This is a genomic window from Bradyrhizobium sp. WSM1253, assembly GCF_000244935.1.
GTDB lineage: Bacteria > Pseudomonadota > Alphaproteobacteria > Rhizobiales > Xanthobacteraceae > Bradyrhizobium > Bradyrhizobium canariense.
The window spans coordinates 7,646,184-7,671,510 of the sequence record NZ_JH600073.1 but is presented as its reverse complement, the minus strand read 5'-3'; the positions used below and the strand labels follow the sequence as shown (position 1 = coordinate 7,671,510).

Annotated in this window: 23 protein-coding genes and 1 pseudogene; 12 read left to right on the top strand and 12 right to left on the bottom strand. The window is 64.9% G+C overall.

The features are described from left to right. Positions 1-12: 12 nt before the first annotated feature. Positions 13-324: a helix-turn-helix transcriptional regulator gene (locus tag BRA1253DRAFT_RS37080; RefSeq protein WP_007602806.1), complete on the bottom strand. Its 312-nt coding sequence runs from the start codon at positions 322-324 to the stop codon at positions 13-15. Positions 325-593: 269 nt separating this feature from the next. On the opposite strand from BRA1253DRAFT_RS37080, the gene BRA1253DRAFT_RS37075 reads away from it, so the two are divergent. The 11 genes from BRA1253DRAFT_RS37075 to arsC all read left to right on the top strand — a co-directional run bounded on the left by BRA1253DRAFT_RS37075 (position 594) and on the right by arsC (position 8,720). After that, entirely contained in the window at positions 594-818 is a 225-nt protein-coding gene (locus BRA1253DRAFT_RS37075) for a heavy-metal-associated domain-containing protein (protein ID WP_007602805.1), read from the top strand. Between the two features lie 54 nt (positions 819-872). Then, positions 873-3,326, top strand: coding sequence for a cation-translocating P-type ATPase (locus tag BRA1253DRAFT_RS37070; protein WP_007602804.1), 2,454 nt, complete (start codon positions 873-875; stop codon positions 3,324-3,326). Positions 3,327-3,389: 63 nt separating this feature from the next. Next, positions 3,390-4,553: an MFS transporter gene (locus BRA1253DRAFT_RS37065; RefSeq protein WP_083870073.1), complete on the top strand. Its 1,164-nt coding sequence runs from the start codon at positions 3,390-3,392 to the stop codon at positions 4,551-4,553. A 115-nt stretch (positions 4,554-4,668) separates the two neighbouring features. Next, positions 4,669-5,094 (top strand): heavy metal-responsive transcriptional regulator, encoded by a 426-nt coding sequence (locus BRA1253DRAFT_RS37060; protein WP_007602802.1) that lies wholly within the window; start codon positions 4,669-4,671, stop codon positions 5,092-5,094. Beyond that, positions 5,091-5,351, top strand: coding sequence for a thioredoxin family protein (locus BRA1253DRAFT_RS37055; RefSeq protein WP_007602801.1), 261 nt, complete (start codon positions 5,091-5,093; stop codon positions 5,349-5,351). Before BRA1253DRAFT_RS37060 ends, BRA1253DRAFT_RS37055 begins: the two co-directional genes overlap by 4 nt. Beyond that, positions 5,351-6,046 (top strand): cytochrome c biogenesis CcdA family protein, encoded by a 696-nt coding sequence (locus tag BRA1253DRAFT_RS37050; RefSeq protein ID WP_007602800.1) that lies wholly within the window; start codon positions 5,351-5,353, stop codon positions 6,044-6,046. The genes BRA1253DRAFT_RS37055 and BRA1253DRAFT_RS37050 overlap by 1 nt, the downstream gene beginning before the upstream one ends. Before the next feature lie 8 nt (positions 6,047-6,054). Then, positions 6,055-6,435, top strand: a complete 381-nt coding sequence (locus BRA1253DRAFT_RS37045) for a mercuric transporter MerT family protein (RefSeq protein ID WP_035994658.1) — start codon at positions 6,055-6,057, stop codon at positions 6,433-6,435. Beyond that, a complete protein-coding gene (locus BRA1253DRAFT_RS45960) occupies positions 6,324-6,731 on the top strand; it encodes a cation transporter (RefSeq protein WP_371261380.1) in 408 nt (135 codons plus the stop codon). The genes BRA1253DRAFT_RS37045 and BRA1253DRAFT_RS45960 overlap by 112 nt, the downstream gene beginning before the upstream one ends. Positions 6,732-7,078: 347 nt before the next feature. Beyond that, positions 7,079-7,606, top strand: a complete 528-nt coding sequence (locus tag BRA1253DRAFT_RS37035; protein WP_007602795.1) for an arsenate reductase ArsC — start codon at positions 7,079-7,081, stop codon at positions 7,604-7,606. Then, positions 7,606-8,307 carry an MIP/aquaporin family protein gene (locus tag BRA1253DRAFT_RS37030; protein WP_007602794.1) on the top strand — a complete coding sequence of 234 codons (702 nt, stop codon included), beginning with the start codon at positions 7,606-7,608 and terminating at the stop codon, positions 8,305-8,307. Before BRA1253DRAFT_RS37035 ends, BRA1253DRAFT_RS37030 begins: the two co-directional genes overlap by 1 nt. After that, positions 8,304-8,720 (top strand): arsenate reductase (glutaredoxin), encoded by a 417-nt coding sequence (gene arsC, locus BRA1253DRAFT_RS37025; protein WP_007602793.1) that lies wholly within the window; start codon positions 8,304-8,306, stop codon positions 8,718-8,720. Before BRA1253DRAFT_RS37030 ends, arsC begins: the two co-directional genes overlap by 4 nt. Here arsC and glp read toward each other — a convergent pair. Genes glp through BRA1253DRAFT_RS37010 form a run of 3 tightly spaced genes read right to left on the bottom strand, consistent with a single transcriptional unit; the run spans position 8,710 to position 13,163 of the window. Next, positions 8,710-9,969: a gephyrin-like molybdotransferase Glp gene (glp, locus tag BRA1253DRAFT_RS37020; RefSeq protein ID WP_007602792.1), complete on the bottom strand. Its 1,260-nt coding sequence runs from the start codon at positions 9,967-9,969 to the stop codon at positions 8,710-8,712. The genes arsC and glp overlap by 11 nt on opposite strands. Positions 9,970-10,011: 42 nt before the next feature. After that, positions 10,012-12,621 (bottom strand): arsenate reductase (azurin) large subunit, encoded by a 2,610-nt coding sequence (locus tag BRA1253DRAFT_RS37015; protein ID WP_007602791.1) that lies wholly within the window; start codon positions 12,619-12,621, stop codon positions 10,012-10,014. Positions 12,622-12,635: 14 nt separating this feature from the next. Next, positions 12,636-13,163 (bottom strand): arsenate reductase (azurin) small subunit, encoded by a 528-nt coding sequence (locus tag BRA1253DRAFT_RS37010; RefSeq protein ID WP_007602790.1) that lies wholly within the window; start codon positions 13,161-13,163, stop codon positions 12,636-12,638. Positions 13,164-13,396: 233 nt separating this feature from the next. Between BRA1253DRAFT_RS37010 and BRA1253DRAFT_RS37005 the strand changes: the two genes are divergently transcribed. Then, complete coding sequence (locus tag BRA1253DRAFT_RS37005; RefSeq protein WP_007602789.1) at positions 13,397-13,831, top strand: helix-turn-helix transcriptional regulator; 435 nt, start codon at positions 13,397-13,399, stop codon at positions 13,829-13,831. Between the two features lie 727 nt (positions 13,832-14,558). On the opposite strand, the gene BRA1253DRAFT_RS37000 is transcribed toward BRA1253DRAFT_RS37005, so the two are convergent. From BRA1253DRAFT_RS37000 to BRA1253DRAFT_RS36965, 8 genes and pseudogenes are all read right to left on the bottom strand, one after another. Next, positions 14,559-15,458, bottom strand: a complete 900-nt coding sequence (locus tag BRA1253DRAFT_RS37000; protein ID WP_007602785.1) for a cation diffusion facilitator family transporter — start codon at positions 15,456-15,458, stop codon at positions 14,559-14,561. A 41-nt stretch (positions 15,459-15,499) separates the two neighbouring features. After that, positions 15,500-15,991 carry a hypothetical protein gene (locus BRA1253DRAFT_RS36995; RefSeq protein WP_007602784.1) on the bottom strand — a complete coding sequence of 164 codons (492 nt, stop codon included), beginning with the start codon at positions 15,989-15,991 and terminating at the stop codon, positions 15,500-15,502. Beyond that, on the bottom strand, positions 15,988-18,183 hold the full coding sequence (locus BRA1253DRAFT_RS36990) for a heavy metal translocating P-type ATPase (RefSeq protein ID WP_035995715.1): 2,196 nt from the start codon (positions 18,181-18,183) through the stop codon (positions 15,988-15,990). The genes BRA1253DRAFT_RS36995 and BRA1253DRAFT_RS36990 overlap by 4 nt, the downstream gene beginning before the upstream one ends. Positions 18,184-18,206: 23 nt before the next feature. After that, a pseudogene (locus BRA1253DRAFT_RS36985) lies at positions 18,207-21,401 on the bottom strand (efflux RND transporter permease subunit). Beyond that, positions 21,394-22,410: a divalent metal ion exporter adaptor subunit IhpB gene (gene ihpB / locus BRA1253DRAFT_RS36980; RefSeq protein ID WP_007602781.1), complete on the bottom strand. Its 1,017-nt coding sequence runs from the start codon at positions 22,408-22,410 to the stop codon at positions 21,394-21,396. Before ihpB ends, BRA1253DRAFT_RS36985 begins: the two are co-directional and overlap by 8 nt. Continuing rightward, complete coding sequence (gene ihpA, locus BRA1253DRAFT_RS36975; protein WP_007602780.1) at positions 22,407-23,678, bottom strand: divalent metal ion exporter subunit IhpA; 1,272 nt, start codon at positions 23,676-23,678, stop codon at positions 22,407-22,409. The genes ihpB and ihpA overlap by 4 nt, the downstream gene beginning before the upstream one ends. Positions 23,679-23,732: 54 nt before the next feature. Beyond that, complete coding sequence (locus tag BRA1253DRAFT_RS36970; protein ID WP_035994654.1) at positions 23,733-24,092, bottom strand: hypothetical protein; 360 nt, start codon at positions 24,090-24,092, stop codon at positions 23,733-23,735. Between the two features lie 188 nt (positions 24,093-24,280). Next, the coding region (locus BRA1253DRAFT_RS36965) for an FTR1 family protein (RefSeq protein WP_007602778.1) at positions 24,281-25,327 on the bottom strand (1,047 nt) is incomplete at its 5' end.

Sequence of the window (25,327 nt, the reverse complement as noted above, 5' to 3'; positions counted from 1 at the left end):
AGCGCGGAAAGCCTACGCGGCCGCGCTGGTATCCTTGCATTCGTCGGCGCAGCACTCGGCCACCAGAAAATCCACCAGGCCGCGCATGACGTCGTAGTTGGCATGGCAGATTAGCGTTGTGGCTTCTCGCACTTGGCTGACCAAACCTGCCGTCACCAAGGTCTTGATGTGATGCGAAAGGGTTGAAGGAGCGATCTTCAATTTGTCCTGCAGACGCCCCACGGGCAATCCGGCGGCACCAGCCCGCACAAGCGCCCGGTATATCTTGAGACGGGTGGGATTTCCGAGTGCTTCGAGATGGGCGGCGGCGTCATCTAGTTTCATGATCGAAGGGTGCCACTCTTCGCGGCGTCCGTCAATCGTTAGTTCTAGCATAAGCGAAATACCGTCTCGACGATTGGGTAAGCGACAGCATTGTCGGACACGGCCGAACTTGCTGCTGGCTCGACCCCGTCGAGAATGACCCATTTGCGACTTTTGCGCGGTTTCGCCCGCACAACCGCTTGACCCTGGAGCTACCTCCAGGGGTTAGCGTTGGTTCGGCTTCAATCCCGAAAAATCACGGCTGCGACCGTCCGCGAAACGGGCATCAAATGAAAACCACCGTATTCAAGATCGAAGGCATGAACTGCGACGCCTGCGCCAACACGATCAAGACCCTCGTTGAAAAGGAGCCGGGAGTGCAAATGGCGGCTGTCTCATACAGCGACCGGCAAGCCCGCGTACTCTTCGATCCGAAATCGATCGAGGAAGAGCACCTTGTCAACGCGATTCAAAAGCCCGGCTTTCGGGTCGTAGGGCGCGAAGAGCTGAAGTGACCGGCTCACGTCACTCTCTTTGCATAACGTAGGCTACAGCTTCCGGAGATTCCGATGACCACTTCAACAGCAACTGTTTCAACATTCGGCCTTTGGAGCGAAGAGCCCTCTGCGAGACCCGATCGCCGGAAGATCCGCGCCCGGATCGGGGGACTTCATTGCTCGCTCTGCACCGGTACCATCGAGAAGGCGCTCGGCCGAATGCCCGGCGTCGACAAGGTCGCGGTGAGCCTGACGCACGAACAGGCGCTGGTCGAATATGATCCGGCCGTCGCGCGTCCGGAGCAGTTACTGCAAACCTTGCGCGACATCGGCTATACGATCTCCGACCCCCGCAAGCTCAGGGCCTTCGAAGAGGAAGAGCGCGACCTGGTGCACGAAGCCCGGCGCTTCGTGCTCGCCGTCGTCCTCAGCGTTGCTTCCATCCCGATCATCGCCGATCCCCAGGTCGGCTGGATCGGCTTCCTGCCGGCATTGGTATGCTTAAGCCTGGGCGGGTTCGTCTTCCTGGTCCTGCGCTCGACCGGATTCTGGGTGGCCATGGGCGCCTTCTGCGGCCTCGTCGTCATGGCGCTCTCGCTGCTCTACCTCAATCTGGCAGGATATCTGGCGGGTGTCGCGCCATGGCTCGCGGGCGCGCTGGCGTTTGTTCTCGTCTTCGGAGTTGGAGGGCACATTCTGCTCATGGCCTTTCAGGCGCTGCGGCGGGGCATCCTCAACCAGCATGTCCTGCTCGAGATCGGAGCGTTCGCGGGCATCGTCGGCGGGATCATTGGACTCATCCTCAATCGGCCCGGCTATCCGACCGCGGCCTTCTTCGCCGTGGCGGTGATGGTCGGCACCTATCACATTTTTTCGGAGTGGCTGTCGCTCATCGTCAAGACGCGGAGCTCCCAAGCCGTCAAGCGGCTCCTGGACCTGCAACCGGAGACCGCGCGCGTCCTTCGCGGCTCACAGGAACTGGAATTGCCAATCGAACAGGTGAAGCCCGGCGATCTCGTGCGGATACGCCCCGGCGAGCGGATTCCCGCCGATGGCACGGTGATCGAGGGCCACTCGGGTGTCGATCAATCCCTGGTGACCGGAGAGTCGTTTCCTGTCGAGAGGGCGGTAGGTGATTCAGTCATCGGAGGCTCGATCAATACGACGGGCACGCTCCTGGTGAAGATCACCGCGATTGGAGAAGGCAGCTTCCTCAACCAGGTGATCCGCCACGTCGAGGACGCCCGCGCACTGAAGCCTGGTATCCTCCATTTGGTCGACCGCGTGCTTCGCGTTTACACGCCGACCGTTCTCGGGATCGCCGCGCCTGCTGTGGTCGGCTGGCTCGTCGGTTCCTGGCTCGCCACCGGCCATGTCGATGTCGAACGCGCTGTTTTCGCCGGTTTGAGCGTATTGGTCATGGGCTATCCCTGCGCGGTCGGCATCTCTGCACCGCTTTCGATCGTCCGCGGAGCCGGCCAGGCCGCTGAACATGGCATTCTGATGCGCACCGGTGAAGCCTTCCAGGGCTTCCGCACCGTGAAACAGATCGTCCTCGACAAGACGGGCACACTCACTGAAGGCCGACCGGTGGTGCGTGAAATCGACACCCTCGACGTGAGCGAGCAGGAGCTTCTCGCGATTGCCGCCGCCGCCGAAGCATCCTCAGAGCATCCGCTCGCCCAGGCCGTGGTCAAGGCCGCCTTCGAGCGCCGCGCAACGCCTCCGGATGTCCAGTCATTCGAGGCGTTTCCCGGAAAGGGCGTCGTCGCTCGCATCACCACTGGTGAGGTTCTGGTCGGCAGCCCGCGATTTTTTGCCGAGCGGAAGATCGATCTCGCGCGCCTTCGCGACCGTGTCGATGGGCTCGAAGCGGCGGGGCGCACCGTGATCACCGTCGCGCGCGAGGGGCGGGCGCTGGGTCTGGTCGCCTTGGGCGATACGCTCCGATCGGATGCCATTTCGGCCATCGTCGCGCTGCGCAAAGCCGGTCTCAAGACGATCCTCGTCACCGGTGATAACGAGCCTGCGGCGCGGCGCGTCGCCGGCGATCTCGGGATCGACGAGGTGCATGCCGGCGTCTTGCCGCGGGACAAGGCTGCGATCATTCGCGATCTTCAGGCCGGTGCTCGGGTCGCCATGGTCGGCGACGGCATCAACGACGCGCCCGCTCTCATGCAGGCCGATATAGGAATTGCGATGGGCGGCGGCACGGATATCGCGATCGAAGCGGCGGACATCATTATCCTGTCGAACCGTTTGAGCGCCCTCCTCATTGCCCGCGACATCAGCCGTCGGAGCTACGCGAAGATGGTTCAGAACGTTGTTCTTGCCTTTCTCTTCAACGGCTTGGGAATTCCGCTGGCTGCGACCGGGCTCATTCACCCGGTTTGGGCGATGGTTGCGATGGCGGTGAGCGTCACGGCGATCTTCATCAACTCGCTGTGGGGCAGCCCGCGGCTGTTTTTCGACGCCATCCGCAGCGTGGGTCAGCCCATTCCCGCGACGTCCACACGAGCTATTTGAACGCAAAGGCCTGAACACGTGCAACAAGAAATCAGCGAAAGCCGGCGCGAGCGTCTCCTCAAGATGCTTGCCGCCGCGACCTTCATCATCTTCTTCCAAGGCTATATGGTGGCGCCGATCATTCCGACGCTGTCGAGCATCTTTGGGAGCTCTGCCCAAACTGTCGGCCTTATCGTGCCGGCGTACCTTATCCCTTACGGGATCGCGACCCTCGCATACGGCATTCTGGCGGACCGGATCGGCATCCATCGCATAATGTTCGCGTCTTTGGCGGCCTTCTCGGCCCTCACTGTTCTAACGGCGACCGCGCAGTCGGTCGAACAACTCGCGCTGTGGCGGATGGCGACGGGGATCGGCGCAAGCGGCGTTGTTCCGCTCGCGTTGGCGCTAGTGGGCCGGCTGTATCCCTACGAACAGCGGGGACGCCCGCTCGGCTGGCTGTTCGGCGCGATGGCCGGCGGTATGGCCTTCGGTTCGCCGCTAGGCGCGATGATCGTGCCCCTCGTCGGCTGGCAAGGCCTCTTCGTTGTCGTCGGTGTGGCCGGCGCTGCACTCCTTCTCGTCCTTCTGCCCTATCGCGCCGTTATCGCCGCCACCGTTCAGCCGGTGACAGGCACGCTTCGTGATCTGCTGCGAGGCTATGCGGACCTGCTCGGAAGCCCACGCGGGCAGCGCACGTACGGTTTTGTGCTCGTCAATTCGATGTTTCATTCGGGCGTGTTTACGTGGCTCGGGGTGTATTTCGAGCAAAAATACCACTTGGGAGCCGTCGGCATCGGTCTGGCACTTCTTGGTTACGGCGTGCCGGGCTTTGCGTTCGGGCCGGTGATCGGCCGGACCGCAGATCGCTGGGGCCGAGCGAGACTGATCCCCCTCGGACTGTTCCTTGGCGCTTTAGCGGCGGCAGCTCTGCTGTTGGACTTCCCAATGCTCCTCGCCCCCGTCGTCGCGATGGTGTTGTCGTTGGGTTACGACATGACCCAACCGCTTTTCGCGGGGATTGTGACCTCACTGGGCGGAAAACGTGCCGGACAGGCGATGGGGTTGAACGTGTTCACGCTCTTCGTCGGCTTTGGACTTGGAAGCCTTGTCTTCGGCGAACTGCTTCGCTTCAGCTTCGGAGTGGCCTTGGGCCTGTTCGTGGGGGTCGAATTGATCCTGGCGTTGCTCTCCTTGTGGCTGTTTCGTTCGGAGGTTCCCGCGCCAGCAAATACCGGCAGCCGGTAACGAAGCCGTGTTCTGACGGCCTGGCGCCGGGGCCGCGGCAGGCGGCCCATCCCTCACGATCAGCTTGACCTTGGAGTATACTCCAGGGGTTAGAACGCGGGCTGGAGACGACTTGATGTTCACCATCGGCAAATTGGCTTCTCTCACAAGCGTCAGCAACGACACGCTGCGCTACTATGAGCAGGAGGGCCTCATTGAGCCTGCGGGCAAAAGCCCTGCCGGCTATCGCTTGTACGACGCGGATTCGGCGCGGCGCATCCGCTTCGTCAGACATGCCCAGAACTGCGGCTTCACGCTCGCCGAGATCCGCGAACTGCTGGCTTTGCGGGGGCGCCACAAAGCGTGCTGCGGCGACGTTCGCACCCGCGCCGTCGAGAAGAAGCTGCAGATCGAAGGCAAGATCCGCGCGATGAAGACGATGTCGAAAGCGCTCGATCAGTTGATCGCGGAGTGCGCGAACGAAACGCAGCCCGTGAACGAGTGCACCATTATAGCGGCCCTGGAACAGGCGGCCGCTCCGACGCGGGCGCAGCGACCATGAAGGTCGAGATCTTCTATACCCCGGGCTGCTCCGAATGCAGTGCTGCGCACGCAAAGCTCCGAAGGGCCGCGCAGGAAACGGTGACGAATCTGGAATGGCGCGAACTGAACGTGCTCGACGACGTCGACTATGCGGTCGAACTTGGCGTTCTGACGCTGCCGTCGATTGCCGTCGATGGAGAACTTGTTTTCACGTCGATGCCGACGGTTATGCAACTCCGCGAAGCTTTGCTGAACCGGACCGGAGCGAGGGCGTGATGGATGCAGACGCGCTTCGGCAAGCCGTCGAACATGCCGGGTTCGCCGCTGCGGGCGTCGCATTTTTGACCGGACTTCTCTTCAGCTTCAATCCGGTTGCCCTGGCTTCCATCCCGGTTTCGCTCGCCTACGTCACCAGAGGGCGCGACAAGGGCCAGGCGCTGCTCTTCGGCGCGATGTTCATCGCCGGCATGATCGCGGCACACGTCGTTCTCGGCCTGATTGCGGGATTGGGCGGAAAATGGGCCGCGGATCTTGCCGGAAGAGGCTGGGGACTTTTTCTCGGACCGCTGTTGATCATCCTGGGTCTCATGTGGGCCGGCTGGCTGCGGATACCGCTGCCGTCGTTTGGCTTCCGCGCGAGCCGACCGGCCGCCGCATGGGGCGCATTCCTGCTCGGCATTCCGTTCGCAATAGCGGTATGTCCGGTGTGTACGCCGACCTTGGTGGTGTTGCTCGGCGTCACGGCCGGCATAGGATCGGTTTGGCTCGGGGTGGTTCTGCTTCTTGCGTTCGCGCTCGGCCGCGCCGTGCCGGTCGCGCTCGGCGCCTTTACCGTCGGTTGGCTTGAAAACCTCAAGCACTTCGCCCGATACCGACAAGGTTTCGAGATTGGCGGCGGGCTTCTCCTGATCGCGATGGGCTTCTACATGTTGAATGCGGTGTTCATTTGGATTCCCGAACTTGCGGTCTGACAGCTGACATGATGGTTAGTAGAAACGCCGATAATCCTTCCGACGGGTCGCGCTTGCAAAATGCCGCCGCGGCCGGCGGTCTCTTAAGCGCAGTCGCGGCGTCGTCATGCTGCATGCTGCCGCTGCTTCTGTTTGCCCTAGGAGCCAGTGGTCCATGGATCGGGACGCTGGTGCGGCTCGCCCCTTATCAGCCCTACATCATTGCAGTCGCTGTCGCGTGCCTAGGATGCGGGTACTGGCTGTCGCATCGTTCATCGAACCAGCAATGCGCGGCGGCATGCTCGACCAGGTCGGCGAGCAAATTCGTAAATCCCGCGCTCGTCGTCGGGACGTTGTTTGTCGTCGCTGCAATCGCGTTCAACCTCCTTTGGCCGTTGCTCACTTCATGATGGAGAGATCGATGACGAGGTTTTCCACTTTACTGGCGCTCGGGGTGCTTATCATTCCCTCCGGCGGAGCCACGGCTGCGGAGCGAACCGTTACCTTGGCGGTTGAGAACATGTACTGCGAAGCCTGTCCATACATGGTGAAAAAAACCATCGAGAAGGTCTCCGGCGTCTCGAAAGTTACGGTTTCGTTCAAGGAGAAAACGGCAGTCGTCGTGTTCGACAACGCGCGGGCAGAGGTCAAGGATCTGACGAATGCGACCACCAGCGCGGGATTTCCGTCAAAGCCGAAGAGCTGAACGAGCGACCGCACCGTTCGCAAAATCTAGAAACTGAATTGCCACAGCGGAATGCGTCTGGCCTCGGATGGCCGCTCAAGGCCCGTGCCAACGTGACAGCTATCCCTGATCAGTGGCCGGACGTCCCGGGGCTCCCACTACGGACCAGCGATGGATCTTGAGCCGGGTCGGCTTGCCCAAACCTTCCAGACCGCCGCAGCATCGGGTTTCATGTCAGTGTCATGACGGTTTTGTTACAAACCGTCATACTGTAATTCCGGAATCTTCGAATTACAGGCGCCGATTTCGTTGACCGTCGGAAAATAGTTCGATAAGTCTGGACAGGTCGAAGCAATGTGGGAAGCGCCATGACCGACCGCATCTACAACGTCCTTTTCCTCTGCACCGGCAACACCGCCCGGTCGATCCTCGCCGAATCCATCATGCGCAAGGACGGCCAAGGCCGCTTCCGCGCCTTCTCGGCCGGTAGCCAGCCGAAAGGACGAGTGAACCCGTTCGCGCTCAAGGTGCTCGAAAGCCTGAACTACCCGACGGACGGTATGCGCTCCAAGAGCTGGCAGGAATTCGCCGCTGCGGATGCGCCGGTGATGGATTTCGTGTTCACCGTCTGCGACAGCGCCGCCGGCGAGAGCTGTCCGGTGTGGCCCGGCCAGCCGATGACGGCTCACTGGGGCATCGAGGACCCGGCCGCCGTCGAAGGGACCGACATCGAGAAGGAGGCGGCTTTCGTTGCGGCCTTCCGCTACCTGAAGAACCGCATCGCCGTTTTCACCAGCCTCCCGCTGCGCGGCATCGACAAGCTGTCCCTGGGGACTAAACTGCGCGAGATCGGGCGCCTCGACGGCGCCACCACCCCTCACCCCAAGGCCGGCTGATGGATAGCTTCGACCTCTCGCGGCGCCTCGCCGCGGAAGCACTGGGGACCGGCATCCTGGTCGCCACGGTCGTCGGCTCGGGCATCATGGCGGAGACGCTGACCAAGGACGTCGCCCTCGCCCTGCTCTGCAACACGCTGCCGACGGGCGCCATCCTCGTCGTGCTGATCACTGTGCTCGGGCCCATCTCGGGCGCGCACTTCAACCCCGCGGTGACGCTGGTCTTCACCGGCAAGCGCGAGCTGCCGCCGCAGGAAGCGCTGCTCTACGTCATCGCGCAGATCGCAGGCGGTATCGCCGGCACCATGGCCGCCCATCTGATGTTCGGGCTTCCGCTGGTCGACTTCTCGATGAAGGTCCGCACCGGCGGCGCGCAGTGGTTCGCGGAAGCCGTCGCAGCGTTCGGCCTGGTCGCCACGATCCTGGCCGGCATCCGCTTCCAGCGCAGCGCCGTTCCCTGGCTGGTCGGGCTCTACATCACGGCGGCCTACTGGTTTACGGCCTCCACCTCCTTCGCCAATCCGGCGGTCGCCATCGCGCGTTCGCTGACGAACACTTTCGCGGGCATCCGTCCCATAGACCTGCCCGGCTTTATCGTCGCGGAGCTCTGCGGGGCATTGCTCGGCATGTTGTTGATGAACTGGCTGCTTGGGCGCCCGGAAGTGCGCGGGCCGGTACCGATCGCGGAGACATCTCGATGAGCGTCACGATCTATCACAATCCCGACTGCGGCACGTCCCGCAACACGCTCGCCATGATCCGGCAGAGCGGCGAGGAGCCCACGGTGATCGAATACCTGAAGACGCCGCCGAGCCGCGAGCGACTGAAGGAGCTGATCGCCGCCATGGGCATCCCAGTCCGCGCCCTTCTGCGCGAGAAAGGCACGCCCTACAAGGAGCTCGGTCTCTACGACCCGAAGTGGACGGACGAACAGCTCATCGATCAGATGCTGGCGCATCCGATCCTGATCAATCGTCCGATCGTGGTGACCCCGAAGGGCGTCAAGCTCTGCCGGCCCTCCGAAGCGGTGCTCGCGATCCTGCCGAACCCCGCGATCGGGCGCTTCGTGAAGGAAGACGGCGAGATCGTCGAGCCTCCCGCCCTCAAAGCCTGAACGCTGCGTCGAACGGGAAGTAGTCGATCGGCGCGTCCGGAGGAAGGTCGTCCGAGCCGGACGGGATGCACGCCAATCCGTCGGCCAGGATGAGCGGCAGCAGGCGGGCCGAGCCGCCGCGGCCGAGTTTCTCCAGCAGCGGGGCCCCACGCTCGTCACGCGCTGCGACCCGCACCGGGACGAACTCCATGCGGCCCCTTCGATGAGCGAAGGTCTCGGCGGTTCGGGCCGCCAGCGGCGGGCGTCGGCCCTGATAGCTGCCGGCGAGCGTCTGCAGCATGGGACGGGCGAACAGGAGTGCGCCTACCAGCGAGGCGAACGGGTTGCCCGGCAGCGCGAGGACCGCCATAGGGCCGATTGCGCCGACGGCAAGCGGCTTCCCGGGCTTCAGGGCCAATGCCAGCTTGGCGCAGGCGCCTCCGGCGTCATGGACCGCCGCGACCATGTGGTCCGCGTCGCTTCCGGAGACCCCTCCGGAGCAGACGAGCAGGTCGTAGGAGCGCGCCATCTGCGTCAGCCGCCGGGCGAGCCGTCCCCGGTCGTCCCTGCAACGGCCTAGCGGCGTCACGCGCAACGCCGGCCCGGCGAGCAAAGCGGCGAGCATCGGGCCGTTGCTGTCGTGGATCTGATGCTGTCCGAGCGGACGGCTCGCGGGGACGAGTTCGCTGCCCGTCGAGAGGATGCCGACCTCGATCCGGCGGCGGACCTTGATGTTCGAAACGCCGCTGGCGGCGAGGATCGCGACGTGACGCGCATCGATCACGGTACCCGCAGCCAGGATCGTGGAGCCGGCGCCGACGTCTTCTCCGCGCCGACGGATGTTCATGCCGGGCTCCGGAGGCCGGGAGAAGGCGACCCGCCCGCCGGCGATCCGAACCTTTTCCTCCATCACCACCGCGTCGATGTCGGCCGGCACAGGAGCTCCGGTGAGCAACCGCACGACCTCTCCGCGCTCCGGATGCACAGACCACGGTGCACCGGCGAACGTGACGCCGGCCTGGCGGAAGGCTGTGTCCGGAGCAGCGTCGAGATCGTCGCTGCGGATGCCGTACCCGTCGACGGCGCTCTGGTCGAACGGTGGCAGCGGAATGGAGGCGGCGACGTCGCCGGCGGCGATGCGGCCGGCGCTGCGGCCGCTCCGCACCGTTTCGACATCAGCCACCGGCCTCACGGCGGCCAGCGCCGCCATGAGGGCTTCGTCGATGCCCAGCAGATCGGGGCCCGAGCAGATGTCCTGTTTTGCCAGCATGTGATGACGCGGGCCCCGGATGATCCCGGAGCCCGCTGCGCCTTAGCCGGTGTACTCGATGGACTTGAAGCTGAGATGCTTCACCCCTTCCGGAGCGTCGGCGATCTTCCGGATCGCCCCCCAAGTCTGCTTGTAGTTGGGGATGACGAACTCGTTGACGCCTCCGGAGACGACGTTGCCCTGCACGCCGGTCGGATAGGCGAACAGCATGAAGGTCTGCTTCGGCTTCGCCGTCGGCGTCGGATAGGCCATCGCCTGAGTCGAGCCGTTGTCGTTGTAGACCTCGACCAGATCGCCCTGCTTCAGCTTGAGCTCGTCCATGTCCTTCGGATTCATCTGGATGAACGGATAGGGGAAACGGTCCATGACGAACTCGTTGTCCTGATCGAGGTATGCGCTCTGCCAGACGACGTTGGTGCGGCCGTTGTTGATCAGGAACGGCCACTTCTTGGATTCCTCCTCCTTGCCGGCCGCCTGCAGGCCGCGCCACTGCGTCTCCATGAACTTGGCCTTGCCGTCCTTGCTGTTGAACTTGCCATCGGCGTAGAGGCGCTTGGTGCCGATGATCCGCTCCGCTCCTCCACTCGCGGGCGACACCGCCGCGGATTCGGCGGCTCCGGTCTTCAGGACCGGCTCCTTGCCACGCGCACCTTCGATGGCCGGCCCTTTGAGCACCTCACCCGGTCCGCCGGTGGACGTGCCTGCCGCCACGGCGCCGATGGATTCGAGGCCCACGGCCGGCTCCTGGAAGCCGTTCGTCCCCATCGCCCGCAAGCGAGCATAGGTGACGAATTCGCCGCCCTTTTCATGCTGGTGATAGCCGTCCATGAAGGCGTCTTCCTCGGTCTTCCAGTCGAAGCCCTTGAACTTGTCGGCGTAGTCGTTCTTGCCCTGCTCGCGCAGCACCCGCTCCATGTTGTTGGCGATCCGCGCGGCGATCAGGCAGTCCGGCATCGCCTGGCCGGGCGGATCCATGTACTTCTCGGTGAGGCGCATCCGGCGCTCGCCGTTCATCGAGGTGAGGTTGGCCTCTCCCGACGTCGCCGCCGGCAGCCAGACGTGACAGGCCTCGCCGATCTTGGTCGGCACGATGTCGACGTCGACGGCGAACAGGCCACCCTTCTTGATCGCGTAGACGATAGCCTTGACCATGGCATCGCGGTCGCCGTAGGGCGCGGTCATCATCGCGTCCTTCACGATGTCGGTCCGCTTCTTGTAGTTCTGCTTGAACTTGAACGCATTCAGCGTCGTCTTGTAGTGGTCGCAGCCCCAGATGTGGTGCACGCCGCCCTTGCCTTCCATCAGCAGCTTGTCGACGTACGCCGCCGGCTTGCCCACGTGGGCGTCCGACGGGCGCGAGTAACCTTCCTGATGGCCGCCCATCCGGACGCAGCCGCCGCCGGGCCGGCCGATGTTGCCGGTGGCGAGCGCGACGTTCACCAGCGCGGCGTTGGTGCGGTAGTTGTCGTTGCCCCAGATCAGGCCCTTCTCATAGGCGAACATCGTGCGCCGGCGCGCGTTGCCGGACTTCGGCTGCGCGATCCATTCCGCCGACTTCCGGATCTGATCCACGGACAAACCGGTGATCTTGGCCGCGTCTTCGAGCGAGACCTTGTTGGCGGCTCGCATCTTGTCGAAGTCGCTGGTCGAGGCGTCGATGAACGGCTTGTCGAGCCAGCCCTTGTCCGCGATGTAGGTCATCCAGGCGTTGAACAGGACGAGATCGGTCCCGGAGTTCAGCGCCAGATGCATCACGTTGTCCTTGCCGGCCTCGACCTCGCAGGCGTTGACCGTCACGGTACGGCGCGGATCGACGACGATGACACGTCCCTTGTCCACGGCCTCTGAGCCGAACTGCGCCTTCTTCTTGTCGAGCGACGAGCCGCGCAGGTTCGGGACCCAGTGGTTGAGGAAATAGTTGGTCTGGGTCTCGAGCGCGTTGGTGCCGACCGCGACGATGGTGTCGGCGAGTTCGGCGTCTTCGTAGCAGTTGTTGAGCTCGCCCACGCCCATGTCGCGCGTGGCGTGGACCTCGGAGTTGTAGGCGGGCCGGTTGTGGATCCGGATGTTCTTGACCTTCATGGCGCCGAAGTAGAGCTTGCCGGTGCCCCAGGTGTTTTCGTAGCCGCCGCCGGCACCGCCGTGATCGAACGCCGAAACGAACAGCCCGTCCTCGCCCATGTCGTTGATGACGGCCACCGTGACGCGCGCGACCAGGTCGAGAGCATCGGCCCAGCTCGTCGGCTGCATCTGTCCGTAGCGCCAGACCATCGGATCGGTGAGGCGCTGCAACTCGGTGTTGCGCTGCTGCGAGTAGCTCATCTCGGCCATGCGGGCGCCGCGGACCGAACCGAGTCCGGAGTTCACGACGCAATCGCGGTCCGGCTTGATGACGATATGCACGTCCTGCCCGTTCTGGCTGACGATGTTGTACATCGAGGGCGCGTACCAAGCGTCGGTCTCGGCCGGCTGCTGCTTGGAGAGGTCGGCGTTGAACTTGTTCTCGGCAGGCGCGGTACCACCCTGCTTGTTGGCGGCCCACGTGTAGGCCTTGTAGCCGCAACCGACGATGCAGTAGTGGCAGGTGACGTTGAATTCCTTGGCGTCCTTCGGAATGATCGGCAGGCGATCGATCTGGCGCTTGTAGGTCATGGTGTTCTCCCCCCTTACAGTACGTTCGACAGACGGCCGTAGAGCAGTTCGTCCACGCCTTCGGCGTAGATGTCTCCCTTGGCGTCGACGCGCAGCGCGTACTGCGGAAGGTTCTGTGTGGCCTGGCCCCACACCTGCTGCCCACCGGCCTCGCAGTCGAACCGCGAGTAGTGGCCGGGGCAGTTCATGGTCCGGTCCCCGGAGTTGTAGGTCAGCGGGAAGCCCTTGTGGGGACAGGTGGTCGAGAAGCCCACCACGTCGCCATCGGCGCCGACGCCGCCCGGGACCTTCTTGCCCAACTTCAGCAGCACACCAGGTGCATCACCGTCGGGGTAGCTTACGTTCATGGGCTCGTTGACCTTGAGGTCGGCGATGTTGGCGAGCCGGTTGGCCGGAAAGTTGACCCGAGCCGCTGCGGGAGCGGCCTTGGCTTCTGGGGTGGTGACGACTGCGGTGACTGCGACACCGGCGGCGGCCATGCCGGCTCCGCTCATGAATTTTCGGCGGCCGACATCGACCATACGATCGCAACGCTGCGACATGGCAAACACTCCTAGGTGCGCCGGTACGCCTACCGACGCCTGGTTTCCTCGGATGGGCGGCCGGTACGCCTACGGGCCGGAGCGCTCGATCGTTGTCATTCAATCTTCAAAGTATGTCTGTACGATATGTCGAGACGTCTCGACATAACCAATAGTCGAATCGATCTGGCTTGTCATCAGCCGTTTGGGCTAGAAAGGCGCGCGACTCGATGCTGCAATCCGGGGACCTTTCTATGCCGAAATCCACGCTCGCGGCGGCCAGCCACGCGAACGCAGTGCCAGCCGGCGCTTTGAGCGAGGCGCACGCGATTTCGGCCCTCGCAGCGCTCGCCCAGCCGACCCGGCTTGCGATCTTCCGCCTGCTGGTGAAGCACGAACCGGTCGGCATTACCGCCGGCGTGATCGCCGAGACGATCGGCGCACCGCACAATACGCTGTCCTCGCATCTGGCCATTTTGGTGCGCGCCGGGCTGCTTCGTTCGTCCCGCGAGGGCCGTACCATCATCTATCGGTCCGACGTCGAAGGCATGCGGTCCGTGATCGCTTTCCTGGTCAACGACTGCTGCGACGGACATCCGGAGCTCTGCAACCTGGTTGCCGAGGACGCGGTAGCCTGCTGCGCACCGAAGGCGAAGTCTGCAAAGAAGGCCGCCAAGCGGAAGAGCTGAGCGAGCTTAAAAGCTGGGTCCTGCCGAGATCGCTGTTTCGGCACTGTTGGCTACTGCCGTATCGCCATCGCCGGGGGATACCCACCTCCCGTCGACGGCGAGCACCCGATGCTAGTGCCCGTCTGTGGCAGGTAAATCGCAGCACGCGAAAAGGCCGCCCCGCTGGGGGCGGCCCGCTCCACTTTTCGTTTCCGTGCCGAAGCCCCAAAGGCTCCCGACCAGGAATCGAAACAATCGGACGGATGTGATTGGGGAGGACAACCGCCCGGCTGGGAAGCTGTTCGCGATCAGTGCATGTGGTGCCTTCGCTTGATAACGACGGCCGGACGATGATTATGATGCGACCTCATGCCGTGATGCATTCCCATGCCGTGTCCATGGCCCATCTCGGCGCGCGCGCCCCTCTCATGCCCGCCGTGTCCTCTCTTGACGACGACCGTCTCGGCGGCGGCAGGCACCGCAAACGCAACAGCCAAACCTGCGACCAACAAACAAACTTTCTTCATAGTGCTCCCTTTCTCCAGTCCGGATACAAGCCTTGAGCAGCCTTCGCGTTCCGCGCAGAGCGACTGTTGGCGCGGGCTGCGATGTGGCGCGATGACGCGGGAGGGTTCCGACACCGCGCTGGCATTTGCGAATCCTTGACACGCAGTGTGGATGGTTCGGACTGCGGGATCGCCGACTGTCTTCGTTCTTCAGCACATGGGTGCGGCGCGCTCCCCGCTGCTCAGACATGCAGCGTCACCTCTTCCGACCTCAACGCTTCGTCCTCGACCTGAATGGTGACGTGGTCGATGCCGAAATCCTTCTTCAGCAGCGCTCGAGCCTGACGCAGACGGCTCGGACCTTGCGAGAGATCGTCGACGACGAGATGACAGCTCATGGCGTCCATGCCGGAGGTGATGGTCCAGACGTGAAGGTCGTGCACGGCGCTGACACCGGGAATCGCGAGCAGGCGTCGCTGCATGTCGTCGACGTCGATGTGTTCGGGCGTGCCCTCCATCAGGATGTTGGCGACCTGCTTGAGGAGGATGAAGGTACGCGGAATGATGAAGATGCCGATGCCGGCGCCGATGATCGGATCGGCCAGCCGCCAGCCCTTCCACATGATCAGAACCGCCGCGACGATCACGCCCAGCGATCCCAGCATGTCGCTCAGCACTTCGAAGTAGGCGCCCTTGACGTTGAGACTTTCCGACGAGCCGCCGGCGAGCAGCCGCATGCTGATGAGATTGACGACGAGCCCGACCACCGCAACGGCGAGCATCGGTCCGCTCACGACCTCCGGAGGATCGACGAGCCGCAGGTACGCTTCGTAGATGATGTAGATCGTGAGAAGGAGCAGCACCACCGCGTTGGTCAGAGCGGCGAGGACCTCCATCCGGAGATAGCCGTAGGTGAGCCTGGACGTCGCCTCGCGGGCGGCGAAGCGGATCGCGACGAGCGCGAGCGCGAGCCCCGCGACGTCCGTCAGCATGTGCGCGGCGTCGGCGAGCAGCGCCAGGCTGCCGGTGACGAGACCACCGACGACCTCGGCAAGCATGTAGGTCGCGGTCAGGCCGAGGGCCCAGGCCAGCCTGCCGGAGTGCTGCGCCGCTGCCGTGCCGTACGTTCCGCCTCCATGCATTCTAGATCTCCTGGGTGGACGACGAGCGTCCGGAACGAAGCTTACCGTGCCCGACCAGGACCCAATGGAGCAAAGCGCCGCCCGTTCCACTGGAAGGCTTTGATGCCCCCGGCCTCGACCACCTCGATGCCCGCAACGCCGCCGTCGTTGGTCAGCTTGAGGTCGCGAGCGTAGACGCCGAAGACGAGCCGCTGGCGGCGCCCGTCGTCGACGAAGACTTCATGCAGGCAACCCTCGGGGCGGCACACCGCGGAGCGTCTCGCGCAGGCGAAGTCCTCGAAGTGCTGCGCGCGAAATCGCAGTCCGGATGCTTCGATCGACACCGAAAAATAGTGAGCCGCTGCGGGCGCATTGCCGCAGGCCTTCGCGTGCCCTTCTATGTCGCGCCGGATGTCGTCCGGCAGTCCCTCGACGTGCTCGGCTGCCCACGGTCGTTCGGTGGCCGAGCTGCCGCGGGACCGCACCTCTGCGCTGGTCAGCGCCGCCAGCAGCAGGGCTGCAGTGAGGCTTGCCAGGATGCGCGGCCGTGTCATGGCGCTTCTCCCCTCGGCTTGAGGAGGCGCAGCGCGTTCAGGGTGACGAGGACGGTCGCACCCGTGTCGGCGAGGATGGCAGGCCAGAGGCCGGTGATGCCGGCCACGGTGGTGACGAGGAAGAGCGCCTTCAGCCCGAGCGCCACGGCGATGTTCTGCCGGATGTTGGTCATGGTGCGCTTGGACAGGTCGATCATCGCGGCGATGTCCGACACGCGGCCGTGCAGCACGGCGGCATCGGCGGTCTCGAGCGCCACATCCGTGCCGCCGCCCATGGCGATGCCCACGTCGGCCGCGGCAAGCGCCGGCGCATCGTTGATGCCGTCGCCGACCTTCGCGACCACGAAGCCCTGCTTCTGCAGCTCCGTGACGATGCGCTGCTTGTCTTCCGGAAGAAGCTCGGCTTCGACCTCGATGCCGAGACTGTTGCCTATCGCGTCGGCGGTCCGCCGGTTGTCGCCGGTCAGCATCACGGTACGGATGCCGGCATCGGACAGCAGCTCCAGACCCCTTTCCGCGTCCGGACGCGGCTCGTCGCGCATGGCAAGCGCACCGGCGAGCTTGTCGTCCAGGACCAGCAGGGACACCGTCTTGCCCTCGTCGTTGAGAGCCGCAATCCTTCCTCGCTGCGCGTCCGTGACCGCCGCCAATTCGGCCGCGGCCTTGGGCGATCCGAGGAATACCTTCATTCCTTCCACCGTGGCCCGGACGCCCTTGCCGCCGATGGCCGAAGCCTCGGAGGCCGGCGGAATCGTCATCTGTCGCTCGGTTGCCTTGGACAGAATTGCGGCGGCGAGCGGATGGCTCGAGCCGGACTCGAGCGCGGCTGCGAAGCGCAGCACCTCGTCCTCGCTGCGGCCGAAGCCGATGATGTCCGTGACCTGGGGCTTGCCGGAGGTGAGCGTGCCGGTCTTGTCGAGGGCGACCGCCGTGACCCTACCGATCTTCTCGAGCACCGCGCCCCCTTTCAGGAGCAGCCCCCGTCGGGCGCCGGCGGCGAGACTGGCGGCGATGGCCGCCGGCGTCGAGATGACGAGAGCGCACGGGCAGCCGATCAGCAGGATGGCGAGCCCCTTGTAGATCCAGCCGCTCCAGTCGCCGCCGAACAGCAGCGGCGGGACGAGCGCCACCAGCGCGGCGACCACGACCACACCAGGCGTGTAGTACCGGGAGAAACGGTCGATGAAGCGCTCGGTCGGCGCCTTGGATTCCTGCGCCTCTTCGACCAGCTTCACCACGCGGGCGATGGTGTTGTCGGCCGCAGCGGCCTTCACGCGAACCCTGATGAGGCCGTCCCCGTTCACGGTGCCGGCGAAAACGGTGTCGTCCCGCTCCTTCCGGACGGGAATGCTTTCGCCGGTCACGGGCGCCTCGTCGACCGAACTGTCTCCGGAGACGACCACCCCGTCCGCCGGGACGCGGTCTCCGGGACGAACCTGGATCAGGTCGCCGACCGCCAGTGCGCCGGCCTCGACCTCGCGCACTTGACCATCGCCCTTCTCGAGCCGCGCGGTCTTGGGCACAAGCTTCGTCAGGTTCTGGATGCTGGCGCGCGCCCGGCTGGCCGCCACACCTTCGAGCAGTTCGCCGATCAGAAACAGCAGGACCACCGTCGCCGCCTCTTCGGTCGCGCCGATCAAGACGGCACCGACGGCCGCGATCGTCATCAGCATCTCGATGGAGAACGGCGTGCCCGCCACGGCGGCGGAAAGGGCCCGCCTGGCTATCGGGACGAGGCCGACCAGCATCGCCAGCAGAAACGCCCACCGCTCGGCTCCAGGGGCGCTTTTGCCGACCGCGAAGGCCACCGCCAGCGCCAGGCCGGACGCGATCGTCAGCCGGGCCTTGCCGGTCTGCCACCATCGCGTGCCGGCATCGGGCTGGGCGTGGACGTGGGAGTGGCCGGCGTGGTCTTCGCCCGTCCGGGTGCGATCGGCCTCGGCCTTTTCTTCGTCAGCGACCGTGTATCCGAGAGCCGAGATCCTGCTCGCCATCTCACTTCGCTCTGCCTGGTCGTGCCGGACCGTGACCGAGCCGCGTGCGACGGAAACGTCGACGGTCCGCACGCCCGGCATCCGGGTGAGCGCGTTCTCGACCTTGAGCGCGCAGCCTGCGCAGTCCATTCCCTGAACCTGAAGGCGCGTGGTGACCGCCGTCGCCCCGTCATGATCAGTCCCATCCCTGTCCTTCATCACGCTATCCTTCATGGGGCCGATCATGCCGCCTCCTCCGTCGTCGGCGCCGGCGGGGAATCCTTCCGAAACAGCACGTACAGGGCCGGCAGCACCAGCAGCGTGAGGATCGTCGAGGAGATGATGCCGCCGATCACGACGGTGGCCAGCGGACGCTGCACCTCGGCGCCGGCGCCGGTCGCGATCGCCATCGGGACGAAGCCGAGCGAGGCGACCAATGCGGTCATCAATACGGGCCGCAGTCTCGTCACCGCACCTTCGTGTACGGCCTCGAGCACGGGCTTGCCTTCCTGCCTGAGCCGCTCGATGAAGGCGATGATGACCAGGCCGTTGAGCACCGCGACGCCCGAGAGCGCGATAAAGCCGACGCCTGCGCTGATCGACAGCGGAATCCCGCGAAGGATCAGCGCCGCCACACCGCCGGTGAGCGCCAGAGGCACGCCGCTGAACACCAGAAGCGCGTCGGCTACCGATCCCAAGCTCATGAAGAGCAGCAGCAGCACCAGCAGCAGCGCCACCGGCACCACGATGGTGAGCCGCTTGGTCGCCGAGACCAGTTGCTCGAACTGGCCTCCCCATCCGATCCAGTAGCCGGCCGGGAGCTTGACCTTCTGCGCGACGGCGTCCTGCGCTTCGGACACGAACGAGCCGAGATCCCGCTCGCGCACGTTCGCCGTCACCACGATGCGGCGTTTGCCGTTCTCGCGGCTGATCTGGTTCGGGCCCGGCGCGGAATCCACCGTCGCCACCGACGAGAGCGGCACGTAGCGCGGCTGCGCCGCGAGCGTTCCGGACCATGCGGTCTTCGTGACCGGGGAGGCGCCGGGCTCCTCCGCCGGCAGCGGAATCGGGATCGCCCGGATCGCTTCGATGTTGCCGCGCAGCCGCTCCGGAAGGCGCACGACGATGTCGAACCGCCGATCGCCCTCGAACAGCTTGCCGACGCTCTTTCAGCCCACGGCGATCTCGACGATGTTCTGGACGTCGCCGACGCTCAGGCCGTAGCGCGAGAGCGCCCGGCGGTCGAGTTTGACCGTGAGGATCGGCAGGCCGGCGACCTGCTCGGTCTTGACGTCCGTCGCCCCCCGGATCCCCTGGACCACGGATTGCACCTGCTTGGCGGCGCCCTGCAGGACGTCGAGATCGTCTCCGAAGATCTTGACGCCCACGTCACTGCGCACGCCCGAGATCAGCTCGTTGACGCGCAACTGGATCGGCTGGGAGACTTCGTAGTTGCTGCCCGGAACGTCGTTGGCCGCCTTCTCGATCTCCTCGACCAGCTCCGATTTCGGTTTCTCAGGGTCAGGCCACTCGCTGCGGGGCTTGAGCATGATGTAGCCGTCGGAAATCGACGGGGGCATCGGATCGGTGGCGACTTCGGCGGTGCCCGTACGTGCGAAGAACTCCTTCACCTCGGGCAGTTGCTGAAGCCGTTTCTCGAGCGCCATCTGCAGGTCGAGCGACTGGGTCAGGCTCGTTCCTGGAATCCGGATGGCGGCCAGAGCGACGTCGCCCTCGTCCAGGCTCGGGATGAACTCGCCGCCCATGCGGCTCGCCGCGAACACGCTGGCGCCCACGATGACGACCGCCCCGACCGCCACGACGCCGCGGAAGGCGATCGCCCGGTCGAGAAGCGGCAGGTAGACGCGCTTGGCGGCGCGCATGAAGAGGTTCTCCTTTTCCGAGACCTTGCCGGTGACGACGATGGCGACGGCCGCAGGCACGAACGTGATCGAGAACAGTGCCGCAGCGGCGAGCGCCATCAGCACGGTGAGCGCCATCGGCGTGAACATCTTGCCTTCCACGCCCGTGAGCGTCAGCACCGGCAGGTACACCACCGCGATGATGAGCGTTCCGAACAGGCTGGGTTTGATGACCTCGGCGGAGCCGCGGCGGATCGTGTCCAGGCGCTCCTTCAAGGTCAGCAGCCGGCCCTTGCCGTGCTGCGCTTCGGCCAGAAGGCGCAGACAGTTCTCGACGATGATGACCGCGCCATCCACGATGATGCCGAAGTCGATCGCACCTAGGCTCATCAGGTTGGCGCTGACCTTGGTCTCGACCATCCCGGTGACGGTCATCGCCATGGACAGAGGGATGACGCAGGCGGTGACCAGGGCCGCGCGGAAGTTGCCGAGAATCAGGAACAGCACGACGATGACGAGGATCGCGCCCTCGACCAGATTCTTCTCCACCGTCTTGACCGTCGCCTCGACCAGGTGCGTGCGGTCGTACACCGTGCGGGCGGCCACGCCTTCGGGAAGCGACTTGGCGATGTCATGCAGCTTGGCCGAGACCCGTTGGGCCACCGCGCGGCTGTTCTCGCCGATCAGCAGCATGGCGGTCCCGAGCACCGTCTCCTTGCCGCCGAGCGTCGCGGCGCCGGTGCGCAGATCCTTGCCCTCGGCAACCTGCGCGACGTCCCTGATCCGGACCGGCACGCCGCCGCGCGAACCGATCACGATGTCCTCGATCTCGGCGATGTTTGCCACCTGGCCCGGGGTGCGGACCAGATATTGCTCGCCGTTCTTTTCGATGTAGCCGGCGCCGACATTGGCGTTGTTGGCAGCCAAAGCCATCATGACGTCGCGGAAAGCGAGCTTGTAGGCCATCAGTTTGCCGGGATCCGGCAGCACGTGGAATTGCCGCTCGAAACCGCCGATCGTGTTGACCTCGATCACGCCCGGCACGTTGCGGAGCTGCGGCTTGATGATCCAGTCCTGAACCGTTCGCAGATCGCTTGCGCTGTACTCCTTGCCGCCGGGCGCCTTGGCTCCCTCCTTGGCTTCGACCGTGTACAGGAAGATTTCGCCAAGCCCGGTAGCGATCGGACCCATGGCGATCTCGACGCCGGGGGGAAGCTGGTCCTTGACCTGCTGGATGCGCTCGTTGACGAGCTGCCGGGCGAAATAGATGTCGGTGCCGTCGTGGAAGACGACCGTGACCTGGCTGAGGCCGTAGCGCGACAGCGACCGGGTGTATTCGAGCTTCGGCAGCCCGCCCATCGCGGTCTCGACCGGGAACGTGATGCGCTGCTCGGTCTCGAGGGGCGAATAGCCCGGCGCCTGCGTGTTGATCTGCACCTGGACGTTCGTGATATCAGGCACGGCGTCGATCGGAAGGCGGGTGAAATTCCAACCGCCGAACGCCGTGAGCCCGAGCACGAACAGCAACACCAGCCAGCGCTGGCGGATCGAGAATGCGATGAGCCGCTCAATCATGCTCGGCCTCCCCTTTGCCCATCTCCGCCTTCACGACGAACGAGTTCTCGGCGACGTACTTCTCTCCCGCCGAGATTCCGGCGCGGATCTCGATGAACTTCTGGTCCGAGTCCCCGAGCTCGACCGGCCGCGCTTCCAGCTTGTCCTCGCCCTCGCGGACGAACACGACCGTCTTGTTCTCGAATGTCTGAATCGCGCCTGCATGCACCGCGACCGCCACCTTCCGCTCCGCCAGGATCAGGCGCGCGGTCACGAACAGCCCCGGTCGCAGCCTGCCATCGGGATTCTTCAGGATCACCCGCGCGATCGCGGTCTGCGTCTCGCTCGCGCCGACCGGCGCCAGATAGGAGATCGAACCCTTGATGTCGCCGGCGCCGTCGTCCGGATCGATCAGAACCTCGTCGCCGATCCGCACGCGCCTGAGATCCTGCCGGTAGATCGACAGATCGACCCAGATCGTCGACAGGTCCGCCACGACGAAGGCCGGCTTCTGCTCGGAGACGTACTCGCCAAGCGAGATCTGACGATCGATGATGGTCCCGGCGATCGGCGCCTTCAGATCGTAGACCGTGAGGCTCTGATTGCTTTCGATGGCCGCCAGAACCTCGTCCTTACCGACGACGTCGCCGATCCGCTTCTTGATCCCGCGCGCGATGCCCGGAAAACGCGGGGTGACCTGGATCACCGTCTCCTGGTTGGCGCGCAGCGCGCCGTTGAACGACAGCGTCTCGGTCAGGGTCGCCGGGCCGGCCTCGGCGAAGGTCGCGCCGGCGGCCGCCAGCTTGACGTCGCTGATCCTGATCCTGTCGGCACCGTGTTCATCCTGTTCGACGTGCTCGTTGCCGGCCTTTTCCTCCTTGCTCCCCTTCTCCTCCTTGCCGCCGTGTTCGCCGTGCTTCTCGGCGGTCGCGGTCGCTGCGGGCGCGCTCATCGGCGCCAGCCAACGATAGCCGAAAGCGCCGGCGGAGGCCGCGACCAGTGCGAGGACGATTGCGCTCGACGTTCTCATCGTGCGCCCTCCCGTGCCAGGGAGAACGGATTGCCGACCAGCCCTTCGATCGTCGCCACGGCGACGTGGTAGTTCTGCAGCGCCTCCTGCTCGCGCAGACGCGCCTGGGTGACGTTGGCCTGCGCGTCCAGGACTTCGAGAAGGCTGAAGCGGCCGGCGCCGTAACCCTGTTCGATCTCGCTCGCCGCAGCCTGCGCTTTCGGGATTGCGGACTCCCGCAGGATTGCGAGTTCGCGCAAGGACCCTTGGACATTGTCGTAGGCACGTCCAGCGACGACCAGCAAGGTGTTGCGGTTGGCCTCACGCTCGGCTCGCGTCTTGGCGAGGCTTTCCTGGGCCGACAGGATGTTGCCCTGGTTCTGATCGAACACTGGGATCGGCACCGATAGGCTGAGCCGCACCGCATCGTCGTTGGTCTCGTTGAAGTGGCGCCAGCCGGCGGCCAGGCGAACGTCCGGGTACGGCTTCAGGCGCGCCAGCAGGAGCTCGGCATTCCGCTGCGCGTAGACCGCATTCCACCGCACCAGTTGCGGGTTCGCGTCGATGGCGGCGATCACGGCCTGGAATGATGGCGGCCGACTGGTTACGTCGAGCCGTCCGGAGACGCTCGCGAACTTAGGAGACGTGTCTCCCAACAGCACCGCCAACTCGCGGCGCCCACTCGACTGATTGGCCTTGGTGCGCTCGCGATCGGCCTTCACCAGCGCGGCCGCGACTTCGGCGCGGCCGGTCTCAGCGGGCGACGAGGCGCCGGCCTCGACCCTGCGCTGGAGCAAGGGCGTCAGACGCTCGATGGCCGCGACCTGCTCATCAAGGATCTGGATCCGCCGCTGCAGCCCGAGCACGTTGAGAAAGGCGATTGCGGTCTCGGACAAGATCTGCAGGCGCACCGCCTTGCGTTCGATCGATGCTCCCTGCACGCCGGCTTGGCCGGCGGCGATCCGCGCCTCGCGCTTGCCGAAGAGCTCGAAGAGCTGGCTGATCTGCAGCGTCGTCTCCGCCGACCTTGTGCCGCGGTAGCTGCCGGACCCGAAGGAATTGTCCTGTTCGTAGGACAGTTCCGGATTGAGCAGCGCGCCGGCCTGGATGCGCTGGCCGGTGGCGATCCCGATGTCGCGCTCGGCTGCGGTCAAGCGCGGGCTGGCGGCGAGAGCGCGCTGCAGCGCGCTTCCCAGCGTGAGGGTCTGCGAATGCGACGCTCCGGTCAGCCACGGGCTGATGAGCAATGCCGTCGCGCACGCGAGGCGCGAGGCGGATTTCGAAAACATGATGAAAACCTGACGAGAGACGGATTCAGGACGCGAAGCGCCCAGCGATCATCTTCAGGTCAGAGACTTCGGCGGCGGGGGATCGATTCCCGGCGGCAGTCCGCGGCGTGCGACTTCCACAAGGGCCACGACCTCGACCGCGGGCATGATGGCAACCGCGAAGACAGCGGGTGACGGCACGGACACGGAAAAGCAGCCATGACAGTGATGATCCGCAACAGAGCCCTTCTCGGAGTGGCCGGTGCTCTTGCCGTCCATGGAGATGAGCACGTTCGATGACGGATTAGTGACGTCCAGATCGCAGACGCCGTGCAGCACGCCGGCGACCAGGTACATCCCGACCACGAGCATGGCCATTGCGCGGCGCAGGGCGCGCGGCAATTTGTGGCCAAATCTGAAGGTCGAGAAGGTCACTCGGTCTTCCGCTCCGTGCATCGTCCACCGAGTACCACGCCCCCCGTCGACATGTCGACCAGCAACAATGTTACAGGCCTCCAAGTTCCATCCGGATGTGGAAAGCTTGTGCCTCGCGGGCACTATCGTGTGGGGCATGCGGTAGAGAGCTAACTCTGCCGCTAGTGGGTCACCGGTTCGCCGAGTCGCTAGGCCCGCCGCCGGTTGAGCGCAAAGCCGACGGCGAGGGCCGCGAGCATGATCAATTGCGCCGCAATGGTCTGAGCGGTCGGGAATAGGCCAAGCACCGAGAAGCGGGGCACCGACGGCATTGGCGCAATGCCGATGATACCGGCCTCCTGCAGAGCGGAGATCCCTTTTCCGGCCAGCACTACCGTCAACACCGCCATCAGCCACGAACTGTAGGCGAAGAACTTGCCGATCGGGAGCGAGCGGCTGAAGCGCAGCATCGCCCACGCGATCACCGCCAGCGCCACGCACGCGCTGAGGCCACCGGCCACGATGGGCCACCCGTTACCTTGATTCCAGAGTGCGGCGTAGAACAGAATGGTCTCGAACACCTCCCGATAGACGACGATGAACGCGAGCCCGAACAGAAACCAGGCCGATCGACCGGACAAAGCCTTCGACATCTTCGCGCGGATGTAGCGCTGCCACTCATCGGCTTGCGCCTTGCCGTGCATCCAGATGCCCACCGAAAGCAGCACCACGGCGGCGAACACCGAGCCGAATCCTTCCGTCAGCTCCCGGCTGGCGCCGCTGATGCCGATCACCCACGTCGCGAGCGCCCAGGTAATCAGGCCGGCGGCAAGCGCGGCAAACCACCCTGCATGAACGTAGGGCATGACCTCCATCCGCTCCGATTTGCGAACGAACGCGATCATGGCCACCACGATCAACAGTGCTTCCAAGCCTTCGCGCAGCAGAATGGTCGCGGCGCCGAGGAAGGTCGTGGCGGCGCTGCCGGCGTTCGGCGAAAGCGCGGCCTCGGCATCGTCGAGAACCTCGCCGATGACCTGCACGCGAGCGGACAGCCGTTCGGCACCCTCGCCACCCTGCACGGCCGCGCGATACTCGCCCATCAACCCCTCGATGCGCTCCAGCAGCGTGCGGTCCCTGATGCCCAGGGCAGGTTCGATCGGCTCGAACCCATCGAGGTAGGCCGACAACGCCAACGCGCCGGCGCGCCCGCGGTCGCCTGCTCGGACCGCATCGACGCTTTGTGAGAGGTGGCT